The organism is Paenibacillus sp. FSL H7-0350, assembly GCF_038593195.1.
In the GTDB taxonomy this organism is placed as follows: Bacteria; Bacillota; Bacilli; order Paenibacillales; family Paenibacillaceae; genus Paenibacillus_AQ.
This window is the reverse complement of the sequence record NZ_CP151972.1, coordinates 6,429,233-6,444,252: the sequence shown is the minus strand read 5'-3', so window position 1 is coordinate 6,444,252 and position 15,020 is coordinate 6,429,233. Positions and strand designations below refer to the sequence as shown.

Annotated in this window: 8 protein-coding genes; 1 reads left to right on the top strand and 7 read right to left on the bottom strand. The window is 57.6% G+C overall.

Features of this window, described 5'->3' with window-relative positions; translation table 11 throughout:
- Window positions 1–143: 143 nt before the first annotated feature.
- Complete coding sequence (locus NYE24_RS28935) at window positions 144–4,163, bottom strand: endo-1,4-beta-xylanase (protein ID WP_342477255.1); 4,020 nt, start codon at window positions 4,161–4,163, stop codon at window positions 144–146.
- A 212-nt stretch (window positions 4,164–4,375) separates the two neighbouring features.
- Window positions 4,376–5,761, bottom strand: a complete 1,386-nt coding sequence (locus tag NYE24_RS28930) for an MATE family efflux transporter (protein WP_036696574.1) — start codon at window positions 5,759–5,761, stop codon at window positions 4,376–4,378.
- A gap of 202 nt (window positions 5,762–5,963) precedes the next feature.
- On the opposite strand from NYE24_RS28930, the gene NYE24_RS28925 reads away from it, so the two are divergent.
- The gene (locus NYE24_RS28925) at window positions 5,964–6,143 is read left to right on the top strand and encodes a hypothetical protein (RefSeq protein WP_036696572.1); all 180 of its coding nucleotides are present in this window, start codon (window positions 5,964–5,966) and stop codon (window positions 6,141–6,143) included.
- A 426-nt stretch (window positions 6,144–6,569) separates the two neighbouring features.
- Here NYE24_RS28925 and NYE24_RS28920 read toward each other — a convergent pair whose 3' ends face one another.
- From NYE24_RS28920 to NYE24_RS28900, 5 genes are all read right to left on the bottom strand, one after another.
- A complete protein-coding gene (locus NYE24_RS28920; RefSeq protein WP_342477254.1) occupies window positions 6,570–9,083 on the bottom strand; it encodes a glycoside hydrolase family 88 protein in 2,514 nt (837 codons plus the stop codon).
- Window positions 9,083–10,348, bottom strand: coding sequence for a hypothetical protein (locus tag NYE24_RS28915; RefSeq protein WP_342479320.1), 1,266 nt, complete (start codon window positions 10,346–10,348; stop codon window positions 9,083–9,085). The genes NYE24_RS28920 and NYE24_RS28915 overlap by 1 nt, the downstream gene beginning before the upstream one ends.
- Before the next feature lie 43 nt (window positions 10,349–10,391).
- Window positions 10,392–11,192 carry a polysaccharide deacetylase family protein gene (locus tag NYE24_RS28910; protein WP_342477253.1) on the bottom strand — a complete coding sequence of 267 codons (801 nt, stop codon included), beginning with the start codon at window positions 11,190–11,192 and terminating at the stop codon, window positions 10,392–10,394.
- Window positions 11,193–11,291: 99 nt separating this feature from the next.
- On the bottom strand, window positions 11,292–11,987 hold the full coding sequence (locus NYE24_RS28905) for a DUF1961 family protein (RefSeq protein ID WP_342477252.1): 696 nt from the start codon (window positions 11,985–11,987) through the stop codon (window positions 11,292–11,294).
- Complete coding sequence (locus NYE24_RS28900; protein WP_342477251.1) at window positions 11,984–15,004, bottom strand: hypothetical protein; 3,021 nt, start codon at window positions 15,002–15,004, stop codon at window positions 11,984–11,986. The genes NYE24_RS28905 and NYE24_RS28900 overlap by 4 nt, the downstream gene beginning before the upstream one ends.
- Window positions 15,005–15,020 lie beyond the last annotated feature (16 nt).

The window sequence follows — 15,020 nt, the reverse complement described above, 5'->3', positions numbered from 1 at the left end:
GCATTACTTTACCGTTTAGGCTATTCGCCCTTAATTATTTGATGTGGGGCTAATGTTGCAAGTATTGCAACTCGGCATACCCAAACAGCCAGCCACCGGAAATCCCCGGCGACTGGCTGTTTCTCTTTCTTATAGAAGTAACTTTACAGCTTCCAGATCCGGTACAGAATCACCGCAGCTTCCGCACGGGAGAGGGTGTCCCCCGGGGCAAGCTTGCCCGTCTTACCGTTCACTACACCGTATTTCAGCAAGGCGGATACGCTGTCCTTGGCATAGGCGGAGATTTGACCGGCATCGGTGTATGATGCAATTGATCCGTTGCCTTCAGCCGTGATTCCGGCCGCCTTCAGGGCACGCGCTGCAATTACCATCATCTCCTGACGGGTGATGACGCCCGCTGGCTTGAAGGTATCGCCTGCATAGCCTGTGACGATACCGAGCTGCTTCGCCGCCGCAAGCTCCTTGCTGTATGCCGCGTTGTTCTGGACATCGCTGAAGCCTGTAACTGCTTCAGCAGCAGCCTTAAGCTCCAGCACCTTCACCAGCGAGGCTGTGAAGTCTGCTCTGTTCATAGGAGCCGCAGGCATGAAGCTGATGCCGCCCGGAATGATATCGCGCGCAGCCATGGCAGAAGCTGCCTGCTTCGCCCATGACAGGCTGCCGAGATCTGTAAAGGACGGCGGAGCGAAAGCTGCGGCAAATGTGCCGAACTCCGGAGTACGGAACACCAGCGCTTCCTTCGCTGCCTCGTAACGGCTGTTCACCACAGCAGACAACGTACCGTTACCGGTGAGCGAACGGACCAGCAGGGAATCAAGTCCACTCTGCTCTTCCGCTGACGCTTTGTAAGGAATAGAGACGGTCATCGCGCTGCTGCCAGGCAAGGCTACCTTCTGCCCGTCTGCAAGCAGACTCAGCTCCACCACCGGACGGCTGCCGGTCTGCTGGAGAGCAGCGGCATTCAGACCTTCGGCTGTGGATTGCTTGACCCGGATGCTAACATATTCAGTGGTTGCTGTAACCCCTGCGAGCTGCTCACTTGGAATGGACAGCGTAGCGAGGCCGTTCTGGAGGACAAGCAGGTACTTCTCCTGTGTCTTCAGGCCTTGAAGCGGCAACTGGGCTTCATAGGAAGCCACGCCGGTCAGGTTCGCCAGATCGATGATGATCTGCTTCCGTCCGTCCGCTGCCGGGGCCGCCTGCTTCAGGGCTTGCTGCCACAGCTCAGCCGTAACTACAGCCTTCGCCTCTGTACCTACGGTCTTCACCACAGGTCTGAGCGTCACCACACCATCCTTGCTGTCCATCTGTGCAGTCTTAGGTGCAGGCGTACTGCTGTAGCTGGTGCCGCCGGATACTGGTGCCGGTGTAGCTGTTGGTTCCGGCGTTGCTTCCGGTTTTGGCGTTGGCGTTACCGTTGGTGTTGGCGTTGGAGTCGGCTTCGTCGGCGGTTCAGCGCCGTCTTTGGCCTTAAGCTTCAGCACGCCGAAGACGGAGGTGTCCTGATAGCCGTTGCCGGTGGTATCATTCCAGGCGGCCACACTTTGCCGGACGCCGCTCTTGGCATCGTTGATCTGAGTGTCGAAGCCGACCTTGGTGCCGCCGGCTGGCGTGATTTTTTTGAACGGAATCTTCATTTCAAGCGTATAGTTAGTTCCGGTTACCTTGGTTGCCGACTCGAAGCCTGCACCAATGGCTGCCGGACTGAAGGAGGCTTCATTGTCGTAATTGACCCGGTATTGTCCGTCATCGCTCTCATAGAAGGTCGTGCGGCCGAAATTCTCATCCAGGAAAATCTCGACAGAGTCCTGCTCCCATGGATTCACATTGCTCTTGTCCAATTGAGCGTCATTCACTTGGACCAGCACATACAGATTCTGGTCATCCCACAGGGTACGCGTGGTTCCGCTTGCGCCCTGCCAGGCCATCTGATAACGGTTCACAGCCATCTCGGGCGCAGAAGCCCAGATGCCATCCGCTGTTCCGTCAATGACCGGCGTGCCGTAGACCGCCTCTGACACGTTGGCTTCCGCTGTATCCGGCTCATGCTCAGCCATGAATTTGGCCGGATCAATGACTGCGTAGTAGGCCGGCTTCGCCTGCAAATCCCTGTCGAACAGAAGCGGGCTTGACTCCGCTCTCCAGCTTGTGCGGTCATCCATGCCCCAGAAGGTTACCCGCGCGATATGGTCAGCATGGGCCTTGTAAATATCCATTAATTTGGCATACAGATAGCCCTGGGCAATCTGTTCCTTCTCCGTCTGCTTATTCCCGCTGCCAGCCTGAATATCCAGCTCGGTAATACTGACCTCTACGCCAAGGGAGATGAACTTCTCCAGCGACAGCTTGACGTTATCTGGATTGGTATTGATATTGTAGTGCGCCTGCATTCCCACACCATCAATCAACAGCTTGCCTGGATGGGTCAGCGCGTACTTCTCATTCAGTTCCTTAACCATACTGTAGATGGCCTGGGCCTTGTTCTGGTTATCATCATTGTAATCGTTATAATACAGCTTGATATCCCATTCCGGATGCTGGTCCAGCACTTCTCTGGCCGCCAGGAACGCCTGCTCCAGATAGTCCGGGCCGATAGCATCATACCACGGAGCCTTACGCAGCGCCGCTTGCCAGTTATTCGGATTGGACGGGTTATCATTCATAGCTTCGTTGACTACATCCCAGGAGAACACCCGGTCTCCGAAATGCTCCATAACTCTCTTAATGTGCTCTCTCAGGTTAGCGAGGGCTTCGTCACGCCCCAGTGGAACGCTTTTGCCCGCTCCATCCGTTGACGTATTCATCCATGCAGGAGACTGCTGATGCCAGACCAGCACATGCCCGTGCATCTTCATGCCTTCGGCAAGTACCTTGTTCACCATCGCATCCGCCGCTGTAAAAGTGAAATTGCCCTTGGTCGGCTGCAGCGCATCCGGCTTCATGGCATTACCTGCGGTAGCAACGTTGTGATGCATTTTCAGCAGGTCCAGCCGCACACCTTCCAGATCCTCGGCGGATAACGCGTTGCCGATCAGGAAGTCTTTTTGATAGGCTGTTTTTAGCGGAATCAGATCTCTCTGAATATCCACCGGAGCGGTACCGGTATGCTCGAAATTAATATCATCGATATAAAAGGAAGCGGTTGCATTATTGGAACTCTCAATGTACAGGGTCAGATGTTCGCCGCCCACACTGTTATAGCGGTAGCTGCCCTCATATTTCACCCAGCCGTCAGCCGTACTGATCGTCTTGGGAGACAGCGCCACATAACTCGCTCCTGTATCGTTCCCCACCTGTGTGGACAGCTGGAGCTGTGCGCTCGCCGGTTCGATCAGCTTCACCCAGGCAGACAGGGTATATTCGCTGCCCTTGTCCACATACTTCTCCACACGCAGGGAAGGCCCGTGCCAGGTGTTGCTTCTGCCCTCGACCTTCAGGGAATACGAACCGCCCTCTGTATGATTCGCTTCATTCGTTACAGTTACCGTCTCGGTTCCGGCTCTGCCGGTGAAGCCGCCCAATTGCTGATCTTCAAAAGTAACCTTGCTGAACGGCAAAGCCGGTTCACGCACAGGCTCTTCCCCGCCGCCCGGAGCGGACTCTGCCGTTATCAGAAGATCGCCAAGGTAGAAGGGTACTGTGGCTCCCTTTTCGTTGGAGTTGATGCGCAAGGAATGGTCTCTCTTAGTAGAGTCCGTGGCACTCGTGTCCACAGTAAATGTCTTCGTCAGTGTGACCGATTGCCCTGCCACATAGGGTATTGCTGCATAATTCCCGTAGCTGTTCACTGTCTGCAGCGCTGCTTCTGCTCCCTCTGGGAGGGTCACCTTCGCGTCAACGTAGACAACAGCCGTTACGGTGTACGTTTTCCCATGCTGGAGACCGAGATCGGTAAATTTGAAATCAACTCCATCCCAGTTGTCCTTCCGGTTGTTTACGTATAATGCTGCACCATCGGCATTCCCTGCAAAAGGAACCTCCTTAACCGCACTCAGGATTGCTCCCCCTGAGTGGCTCGTCTTACCTGCCCCATTCGCGAAGGTCTCATGATATACCGTGGTCTGTGCCTCGGCTGCCTGAGCAGCCGGAAGATAACCGCCTGCCGGAAGAAGCAGAAGGGCTGCCAGCAGCACCAGAGAGACTTGCTTGATTATTCTCTTCATGCATTGCACTCCTCTGTATGAATTTGGGTTTCAATGAGTTAAGCGCTTACAGCTAATGTGGAAGCCTCCCCCTTCACCACCCAAATCGTAGCATACGGACCCAAGTGCGTCTTACCTGAAACTAAAGGTTGTACCGTGCTTTTTATAGATGATTCCGGCTTACTGCACAGCAAAGAAGACCCCTGAATTAGGAGTCTTCTTACCAGCAGGATCTAGATCAGCTTGTGCGCATACCACTTCTTGCCCCGGAAGCGCCACAGGAATACTGCTCCTCGGACCGCCCACTCGCAGTTCATCGCCAGCCATACCCCCAGCACCCCGTACCCCAGTACAATTCCGAGAATATAGCCGAACACCACCCGGAACAGCCACATGGTCAGCATTGAAGCAATTGAGGTGAAGCGGGAATCTCCCGCTGCCCGCAGGGCAGACGGCAGAATGAAGCTGAACGCCCAGAGCGGAATCTGGGCAATCGCATTGACCAGCAGCACCACGAACAGATCATCGATAATCTCCGCAGGCGGGGAGAAAATAGACACCAGCGGGTGGAACAGCGGCATCAGGATCAAGGCCACCAAGGCGTAAGAGGCGGAACCGATCCACAGGAAGGACTTGATGAACTTCCGGGCATCCGCCACATCCCCCCGTCCGATACACTGGCCGACCACGGTCACAATCGTCAGCGACAGCGCACTGGCCGGAATCTGAAAGACCATCGCCAGCGATCCGGCAATCGCATTAGTGGCGATGGCATACGTGCCCAGACTGACAATGAAGATTTGCGTCAACAGCTTACCGCCGTTGAAGAACATCTGCTCTGCGGCGAACGGTACGCCGATGAACATGATTTTGCGCAGCATCGTAAGCGGTACATGGAACAGGTCGCGGAACCGCACACGCAGCACCGAATCGAACTTGAACAGATAGATCAAGGCACAGGCCATCCCCACATAACGCGCAATATTGACCGCAAATGTCATGCCCAGCACACCCATGTCCAGCAGGTTAATAAAGACGACGTTGAGGATAACGTACAGCACGTTCATAATCAGCGACAGCATCAGCGAAGCCCGCGTCCGGCCTACGCCCCGCAGCGCACCGCATACGGCCTGAACCACGGCAATCCCCAGATAAGAGATGCTGCTGCCGATCATATAGACCCGGGCATTGTCCAGCACATCGGCGGAAGCCGTCCCGAACAGCAGATTCAGAATAGGCGTATGGAAGGACATCAGCAGCAGACCAATACCCACCGCAAGCAGCGAGACCGAGGTTACCGAGCCGGCTGTAGCCTGGGAGACCATGCGGTCATTCCCGCTTCCTTTATACTGCGCAACCACCACCGTCCCCCCGGTCGCAATCGCCACAAACACATTGATCAGAAAAATATTCAGGGAATCCACCATATTCACCGCACTGACCGCCGCCATCCCTGACGAGCTGATCATCGCAGTGTTGACCAGATTCAGTCCGATAATGAAAGCCTGGTCAATGAGAATAGGCAGAAACAAGGCGATAATTTGCCGGTAATCCATGCTGTCTCCGGACAGATATTTTTCCAGCCATTTCTTGGCCGGTTGAGGAGCTTGAAGCTGCATACATTGATCACATTCTTTTCTGTAGAATAATTGCAGGCACACAATACATTCCTTCCAGTTTACTACAGATTCCGCTTCAAGTCTGTGTTAAGTGTGGATTTCGTTCAGATTACCGGATAACATTCCCTGCTCCCTAAGTAAAATCCTGGGTCCGGCCGAAATATAGAATGAGAGTATTTACTTTCGGAAGGAGGAGCCTATTATGAATAACGAGATCGTCAAAAGTCTGATCCAGCAGGTGACGGAAGATGTGTTATCCGAAAACCAAGCTGCCTTGGAGCAGAGTGGAAACAGCCAGGCCAGCATTCAATTAGCTGTGCAGCTATCTGCCATCACCACCCTTAAGATCCTTGAAAAGCTGGAGCTGATCGATAAGGATTAACCGCTCAGCTCGCCTGTGCTACATACCCATAAGGCACTCCGCGCAAAAAACCGCAGGAAGCAAATTTCGCCTGCGGGTTTTTTGGCGTGCCTATGGGAGATTCAGGGGTATTTGTGCGCTTCGTATACGCTCTAGGCCTGCTTTTGACAAATTCAGGTGCACTAATGCTCTTCATTTACGCTCCAGGCCTGCTTTTGGCAAATTCAGGGGCACTTGTGCTCCTCATTTACGCTCCAGGCCTGCTTTTGACGAATTCAAGTGCACTTGTGCTCCTCATTCTGACGGCTTAGAGGGATTTATCCCTTTTATTTTGGCTCATCATCCACTTTTATCCGCATCAATGGGATTTATCCCTCTCATTTTCGCTCACCGCCCACTTTCAGCTGAATCAATGGGATTTATCCCTTTAAATTTGGCCTGCTCCCCTTATATGCGCTGCGCTTCCAGCCCCCGTGTGAGCTCAAGCACTTCAATACCGGCCAGCAGCACTATTCCGATTCCGTGAGTATCGTTAAGCTGCCAGGTGAGTTGTTCTTTGTAATATAGTTTGTTGAAGGAATAGCCCGATCCCCGGCAGACGCCATAGACATTCCCCTGATGGTCGATGCAGTACTCGGCCAGTGCCGTCCAGCCGCGTAACGCTGCACCGGTATATGGATACGGCTCTGTCAGCCAACCTCTGCGCACGCCGCGCGCAAAAGCATACACGAACATCGAGGAACAGGATGCCTCCGCATAAGATTCGGGATCGGTCAGAACCTGATGCCATAATCCTGCGGCGTCCTGCAGCCGTAAATATCCTTCGCACAGCAGCCGGTAATACTCCAGCAGTTCTTCCCGCTGCGGATGTTGCTCCGGCAGTACCTCCAGCAGCTCAGTCAGCGAGAACAGCACCCAGCCATTGCCTCTTCCCCAGGCTACCCCGTTCGGCTTGCTGAATTTGTAGTCATACACATGATGCATAATGCCAAGCTCCGGCTGTAATAGCCGATTACGGTAATGGAGAAATTGTGACACTGCATCATCCAGATAAGCGGTATCTCCCGTCAGCTTATAATACCTGCTCAGGAATGGAGTACTCATATACAGGTCATCACACCACATCGTTCCCTGCATGAAGTCGGTGGTGCCCCGTGTCCGGTAGAGTGCCCCCTCCTCATCGCGGGACTGCGTCTCATGAATGTACCGGGCGATATACGCCGCTGTCTCGGTCGCTCCATGCAGCGGCTGTTCGGCATGGGCGGCGAGCATCGTAGCACCGAAGGAGCCGCAGTCATCCAGTGAGTCCATGAGCGCCAGCTGCTGGTTAATACCCGGAGCACCATAGCGGCTGCGGTCCCAGAGCGAATAAGCATGAAGCCGGGTACACTGCTCAATATGTCCTCTAGTATAAGCGGAATAATGAGGATCAGCCAGAGCCTGACCGGTACGCAGCAGACCATATAGAGTTACCCCGAGCGGATAATTCCAGCGGCCGTACAGCGCACTCTCCAGATAGGGCCTGACTGCACCGCCAGGACGGTCCACCCGCCAAAAGCATTCCTCCGCCCCTTCACCGAAGGGAGCATCCATAGAGACCGCTTCCATAGGCTGCGGTGCCGCCGATTGTAGAAACGGGCCCAGGTACAACCATGGCCCGGTCTGCCCTTCCACCGGATAAGGACTCACCAGCTTCAGTGTGCCGGTGGAGCTTTTAAGGACACAAGAACTGCCTCCCGTGTCCCCCGCCCGGACACGGGGAACTGCTTCTGCTGCTTCCAGGCGGAAGCCCCACCCGGGGCCGCCGCACACGGCCTCGACCAGCAGGTCATGGCTGCCGAAGCTCAGCGGCAGCATGCACTCAAGGCCGGCACTCTCTTCGGACTGGATGGCGGCAAGCCTGCCATCTACGTAGACCTTGAGTGCTGCTACATCCCGGCTGCGGAGGGACAGCCGGACGTTCATTCCGCCCGGCGCGCTCACCGCAAGCCTGCTCCAGGCCAGCGCCTTCGCGCCGGGCTCCGCGCCGAGCACGCGCGCGAGATTCCCGCGCTGTGCCTCGTCATCCGGCCATCCGGCCGCCGGATACCAGGCACAGCGGGCCGCCAGCGCAGCTTCGGCGGCCTCCGCGGCTTCTCCGCAGCAGACGCGCTGCGAAGGCTCTGCGCGGTGCGCCGCAGCCTCTCCCTCTGGAGCGCCGCAGCCCTCCGGCTGCAGGGCCCATCTGCTCTGCTGCGGCGCGCTGTAGATCCAGCCCTCGCAGCCGCTGCGCTCCGCAGTCGGGGCCAGACAATGCAGCGGTGCGCCCTTCACGCTCCCGGTGCCGAAGATCCCGCCGCAGCCGGTGCCGACTGCGGTACACTCCAGCAGGAAGTGATTCCAGCCTGCCGTCAGCCCAGTACGAAAGAACGCCTTACGGTCCGGGAACACATCATCGTTCAGATTGGAAGCAAAAACGGCAACGCCGTTGACATAGACTGTCACCGGACCGAAGCAGCTGAGGGCGAGCGGGATTTCGCTGTCTGTATCGCTCCACAGCTTCCCCCAGGCATAGACAAATTCCCCGTCCCGCAGCTCAGGCAGCCGCTCCTTCAGGTTCATCTCGTACCGGCAATCCGCCAGCCGCGGGAAGCTGTGCTCCAGATGCACCCGGTAGACCGGAGGCTGCGGCGGATTCGCACCAATATAGCGGTTCGCTATAACCGCCAGCATGGATTCTGTATGATCTCCAGCGGTACGGACGATGGAATGACGCGGATCAAAGTAGGCGGGGACGTTGGCCTGCGCAACCTCACCTCTGCTGCCCGGCGGGCCACTTTTCACGGTACTCTTCACGGAATCCGCTCTCAATGTACTATCCTGCACGGCATCACTATTCACCGACTCCGCTCTCAATGCAGCACCCTTCACGGCATGCCCTTCCTCGGCACTCAACACCGCCTTCTCGTCCCCGCCCCCCATCACAACGCCACCTCACCGCCGGGGTACAGGGTGGAGCTGTACAGGCGTTTGGACTGGGGCAGCGGCTGGCCGGGGTGCGCCGCTTGCAGCGGTAGGGCTTCACCGGCATAGACAGCAGCCAACTCATCCGTATAAATAATGACCTGCTCCGTTCCGCTGCCCAGCAGATCCCCGTGCACGGCATAACCCTGCTCGGCGAACTCGGCTACGATATTCATATAGCCGTCATAGAGTGCGGGAAGCACAGCTTCGCCCCGGCGGTATGCCAGAATATAGTCGGGTGCATCCGGCCAGAATCGGCTGACGGCTTCGACAATGGTAAGCCAGCCGTCAGTGGTACGTTCTTCCTTCCACAGCTCCCGGCCGGACTGGTCCAACAGGAACATAGCATCCTTGCCCCGCAGACCCTTGCCGTCATCCTCCCGGACTAGACGGTCAAGGCCCGCAATCTGCAGGCCGGGCAGGTCCGGGCGGAACCGCCCGAGCGCCAGATGCTGCGACTCGACAGAGCCTTCGTACCGCCACAGCTCGCGCCCGTCACGGTCGTACATCACCGTCACACTGCCGCCGATGACCAGCTCCGGCACCCCGTCTCCGTTCACATCGCCGACCCACAGGCAGTCCGCGTGATCGTCCAGATCCTTGCAGCTCCATAGCAGCTTGCCCTCCGCGCTCAGCAGATCATATCCGGCCATTACCTCATCGCGCCCGTCACCGTCCAGATCGTACACCCAGGGATAATGCCCCAAATTGCCCTGGTGGGTCCAGAGCAGCCGGAAGTCCCGGTCCAGCACCCACAGCTGATGGTAGCGGTCTTTGAGAATGATGTCGGAAGGATAATCGCCGCCTGACAGGTTGGCAATAATGATGCAGTCATGAGCCTCCTTTGCCGGCAGCGGATGAACCGCTTTGACTTTGCCCGTCGCCCCCTCCAGAATATGCAGCTGGTCCTTCATCACACACAGTACCTCCAGAGCCCCGTCACCATCGATATCAGCAATCTGCGCCGGATAATCGGAGCCTTGGCTGCCTGCGTCCGGGTCCGGCTTTCCCGTCTGCCACAGCAGGCGGCCATCCAGATTGTACGCCGTCAGGCACTGCACCTGATGGGGAATATAACGCACATCCTGGCGGTTATCCGGCTGCACCAGCAGCAATTCAGCCCGGCCGTCCCCGTCCAGATCGCCGAGCAGCATTTTACATCTTGGACCGGCGGCGGAGATATCCAATCCGGCCAGCCGGTGCAGCTTTTGACTATGATCCATATGATTCACAATACATCCTCCTTCACTCTATCCCTGTTCTATATCAACCCAGATCCACAGTCTGTCCTCCTGGCACCTCGACTACTGCACCGCCTACCTCCAGCCAGACCGCAGCCGCTCCCGGATTACAGACAAAATTCCTTGCCGCCGAGAACAGCAGCCCCCGGCAGGCCTTCATATATTGCACCAGCTCCAGATTCGTCGCATACCAGATGTCGCCGCGTCCGCCCGCCATGGCGCAGAAGCGCTCCATCAGGTCCCAGTTGTGGTCATTGTCGAACTCATAGCTATGTCCCCACACATACATCAGGTACAGATACTGCCGCTTATGCAGTTCCACAAAAGTCTCCCCGTGCGCCAGCAGCTCCCGGTTATGATGGCAGGTCGCCTGCCACTCCAGCCAGTCCTCCGGCAGGGCGAAGCCCCCGGTGGTCTGTACCGTCCGGGCATATTCAATGCCCAGATGCGGCAGCAGCGCCTTGATCTCCTGCGTATAGGAGCCGTTCGGGTAAGACATACCTCGCACAGGCTGGCGGACCAGCCCTTCCAGCACCCTGCGGTCCTCTATAATCTCCTCCACGACCTGCTCCTGCGGGCAGCGCGCCAGCGTCGGATGACTCCGCGTATGCACACTGACCTCATGTCCATGGTAGAGAGCCGCAACCTCATCAGCCCTGATACGGTCCCCTTCGCCAAGCAGCCCGGAATTCAAATGGAAGCTGCCCTTGATTCCATGCTGGTTGAACAGCCCGACCAGCCGTTCATCCGCCCGCCGTCCGTCATCATAGCTCATGGTCAGCGCCTTATGACGGCCTTGCGGGTAGCAGTAATAGACTCCCGGCATTGCAGTAAAACCTCCTTCGTAATCGTCCATCCCTATATAGATTGAACTTGTATATTTTTTGCTATGGGATAGCCGTGACTCCAGCCACCTCTCCCAGCTTCAGGGAGCATAGACGACCAGATCGCTATATTCCGCTATCAGCGGGGCCATCTGCCGAAAGCCAAGTCTGCCGCCGCCGAGCAGCGGACCGAAGGACGAGCCGTCGTCCACCCATTGCAGCACCGGCAATTCATTGATGGCAAACGTCACAGCAGCCCCCCGCTTCACCACCAGCATCCGGTAGTCCGCAGTCATATCGGCGGTATCCGGCAGCGGGTCAGCGCCTTGGGCGACAAGGTGGAAGCCATAGCTTTTGCGCAGATTACAGGTGTGAAAAGCCCGCTCCTCCTCCCACATCCGGCGAAAATACGAGATATGATAGGCATCCATCTCCCCATGGTGGTACTGGTCATATTCGCCCGTGCGGACCGGCAGGGACGGGTCGAAAAGATCCTTGCCTCCTGCACCGGCAGCCGCGAAGAACAGAATGGCCAGCCCCGGCTCGCGCAGCGGGCGGAACCTCCAGGAGATGGCAAGCTCCGCTGGAAGAACCTCAGAACACCAGAAAACCACATTCGCCTTCTGTCCTTCCTCAGCCCCGCGGGTACTCTCCAGCCTTAACCGTCTCTGCGGAAAAGTAACTGCGCCCTCGCCTTCCATCCGGAAGCCCTCTACCTGCGCGGGCCCCTCAAGCGTATTGCGGTAGATCTCCCGCCAGCCCTCAGGAACATCTGCTCCACCCTGTAGCGTAGTCATTGAACCACCTCACCTTTCTCGGCACCGGCATTATGGTCAATTCCGGCACCGGCCCTCGCGCTAATCCTAGCTTCTGCACCAGCCTCAACATCAGTTCCAGCACCAGCTCCAGTTTCCGTACTCCCCACAGCTTCCGCATCAGCTACATCACCCGCTCCACCATCGCGTGCAGGCAAGGCTTCGGCAATCAGCTCCAGCGCAATAATCGTGTTCAGTGACCACTGTGAGGCTTCGTTCGTATTCATCCAGTCCACTTCATCCAGCGCTTCCATAGAAGCCACCCGCTTCTGCTCCGCTTGCAGATTGACGGTGCCGAAGGGATTCTCAAGCAGAATACTCCAGCAGCGTTCCGCCGTCGCCCGGTCATCCTTAACCCATGCGCCGTAGGCGGCAATAGCCACACTCAGCACCGGATGCTCGAAACGCAGCTTGCCTGTAATTGCCCCCCCGGATCTAAGCCGTTGCTCTTCCTCCGGCAAATTATAGAAGACACCGAACTCCGCCAGCATGTCCTCCCACTCCGGGTCCTCCAGCATCATGGCCAGCTCGAACCACACCTGCGGCCCGCCCATGCAGATCGCCAGATGCCGTCCCCAGTTGTCATCGCCCATAGGACTGAGAATTCCCGTTGTGGGATCATATCCGTAGGTTGGCCCGGAGATCAGCCGCAGATTGGCTGCTTTGATGCAGTCGATGCCGGTTAGGATTTTGTCGCGGTAGGCCGTATCCTCATAACGTTCCCAGCGGGTCATCCAATTAGAGCTGAACGCGGCCCAGTCCGGCCCCACCCGCACATGCGTCTTGAATTCATCCTTCGCAAAATAAGCCCGCATCGGGTCCAGATTCACCGTGGAATAATCCGCATCCTTCACACTGTCCATGATGTCGCCGGTCCGCTCATCTCCGGTCAGATAATAGTAGTAGCGGTGCAGGCCCGCCATAGCAATCCGAGCTTCCTTGCAGCCGCAGCCCCAATGCACGACATTGTGCCGGGAGCCAAGACCCGCATATTCCCCGAAATGATACACATCCACCTCGCTGGTATGCCTGGTCATCGCTTCTGCCATCCGGTAAATATCCGCGCGTCCGGTCCGCAGAAAGCTCACCCACAGCCACATATTCGGTACCAGTTCGGCATTCTGCCAGGCACAGCCGCCCAGATCATAATTCCAGACATGGCGGACCGGATCATAGCTGTGCATGAAATCGCCATAATCCCACAGGCCATACCACTTCCGCTGCTCCATCTCCTTCTGGTAAAAGCTGATGATTCCGTCTAGCCGTTCCTCCAGATACGCCTTGGCCGGCGTGCTCCGGTCCGGCAGGCTCCAGAGTCCAAACGCCCGGCTGCGGTGGTAATACCCGGGCTCACAGACCAGCAGCGGCGGTTCATCCGCCTGCTGCTGCATCTGCCGAATCTGACCGGAATCCGGCGTCCGCGCGGTACACCACAAGGTCAGCTCGTTCGTATTGGCGATGCCGTAAGGGGTTGCCCGCAGCTCCTCCGCGCCTTCATAAGAGGACTCGACATGCGTCTTCGTATCATAGTGGCGCAAGTCCATCGCCTGTGCCTCCGGCGTCCAGAACCAGACCGTTAACGCCGCTTCCGCGCCGGAGGTGCCGCTGATCTCCAGCCCGGAGGGGTGCTTCTGCCAGAAATCCTTCACTCCGGCAGCCAAGCCTCCGCCGTCAGAGCCGACATAGCCCAGTCCGCCTGCCCGCCGGCCTTCCGCCCCTTTAATCCAGGTGCAGTCCGGCCCTGTCCGCTTATGCACGGCATAATGCTCAGACGAATCCTGCACCAGCCGGAAGTCATCCCATACCGCCGAATCCTTGAGCAGTCCCGTGAAGTACGCATCCTCTACGGGATCAAAGTGCTGGCTCTGCCCCTCAAGCTGCCCGGCGAACATACCGGCATATTTGCCCCGGGTTCTGCGGGTCTGTAGCGTCTTGGGGGATTCGCTGAAGATTCCCCCGCTGCCCGCCAGCCGGACATGTCGGTTATACAGCGGACCGCTGAGCGGCACCTTGAACAGCAGGCCCAGCCCCTTGATGAAGTCCTGCTGCGGGTTGCCGTCATAATGGAAGGTATGCACCAGCCGGATCGACGCAAGCCCGGCATAGAAATAGAGCCGCAAAGTATAAGGAAGCCATTCCCTGGCTCCCCTTGTACTTCTGTGCCGTCCGTCCAGCCGGATCACGGCACGCACCGGTCCCCGCTCCTCCAGGCTGGCCTTCAGCGTCTCTCCGGTGAACCGTTCCTGCCGCAGCGTCAGCTCCCCGCTGAGGATGTCCCGCTGTTCGCGGAGACAGAGCAGCTCGCTTCCGCTGCACACCAACTGCTCTGCCGGGCAGGGTTGATTCGCCGCGCCTATAGCTGCACCGGCTGAATCTGCACCTGTATCCGTAGCTACACTCACATCCGCACTCGCACTCGCACCCGCACCTGCACTCACATCCGCACTGGCATTCACATCACCTGCACGCTCACCAGCCACCGTGCCCACACTCACGCCCGCACTCGTACCCGCACCTGATCCCGTCACCGCCTCCGCAGCTCTGTAATATCCATGATCACCGTCCGGTCCCCCGGATTCCGCCGTTCCCCGGCGGATAATCCGCGAGATCACGCCCGGGCCATGCTTGACCACGGTGCAACGAATGCTGCCGGTATCGACAATATAAGCCTCCTCTGTCTCTGCCACGGACAGCTGAAAGGCTGCGGACACAGCGCTCTGCCCGGCAGAGCGTTGCAGCGTATATCCTGCCGTACTCCCTTCTGGGCATACAGCAGAATGCAGGGACCATTTGATGCTGCCGTCCGGCCAATACGCAGCCGGACGGCTCTGCAGCGGCAGGCGGGAGCCGTTATCCGCCCCGCCAAGATATAGCGCGGCCAGTTCTCCGCGCTTCAGATCTCCCTTGGACCAGGGGACACCCCAGGTCACCCCCGCAGCCGCAGCAGGCGGCTTCAGCCATCGTAACTGGACTGGCAGGGCCGAGGATAAAGAGGTCATCTTCTGTCATCTCCTT

Excerpts from the sequence above, each read along its gene's own strand:
- NYE24_RS28935 (WP_342477255.1), bottom strand. The coding sequence starts at position 4,163 with ATGAAGAGAATAATCAAGCAAGTCTCTCTGGTGCTGCTGGCAGCCCTT.
- NYE24_RS28930 (WP_036696574.1), bottom strand. The coding sequence starts at position 5,761 with ATGCAGCTTCAAGCTCCTCAACCGGCCAAGAAATGGCTGGAAAAATAT.
- NYE24_RS28925 (WP_036696572.1), top strand. The coding sequence starts at position 5,964 with ATGAATAACGAGATCGTCAAAAGTCTGATCCAGCAGGTGACGGAAGAT.
- NYE24_RS28920 (WP_342477254.1), bottom strand. The coding sequence starts at position 9,083 with ATGGGGGGCGGGGACGAGAAGGCGGTGTTGAGTGCCGAGGAAGGGCAT.
- NYE24_RS28915 (WP_342479320.1), bottom strand. The coding sequence starts at position 10,348 with ATGGATCATAGTCAAAAGCTGCACCGGCTGGCCGGATTGGATATCTCC.
- NYE24_RS28910 (WP_342477253.1), bottom strand. The coding sequence starts at position 11,192 with ATGCCGGGAGTCTATTACTGCTACCCGCAAGGCCGTCATAAGGCGCTG.
- NYE24_RS28905 (WP_342477252.1), bottom strand. The coding sequence starts at position 11,987 with ATGACTACGCTACAGGGTGGAGCAGATGTTCCTGAGGGCTGGCGGGAG.
- NYE24_RS28900 (WP_342477251.1), bottom strand. The coding sequence starts at position 15,004 with ATGACCTCTTTATCCTCGGCCCTGCCAGTCCAGTTACGATGGCTGAAG.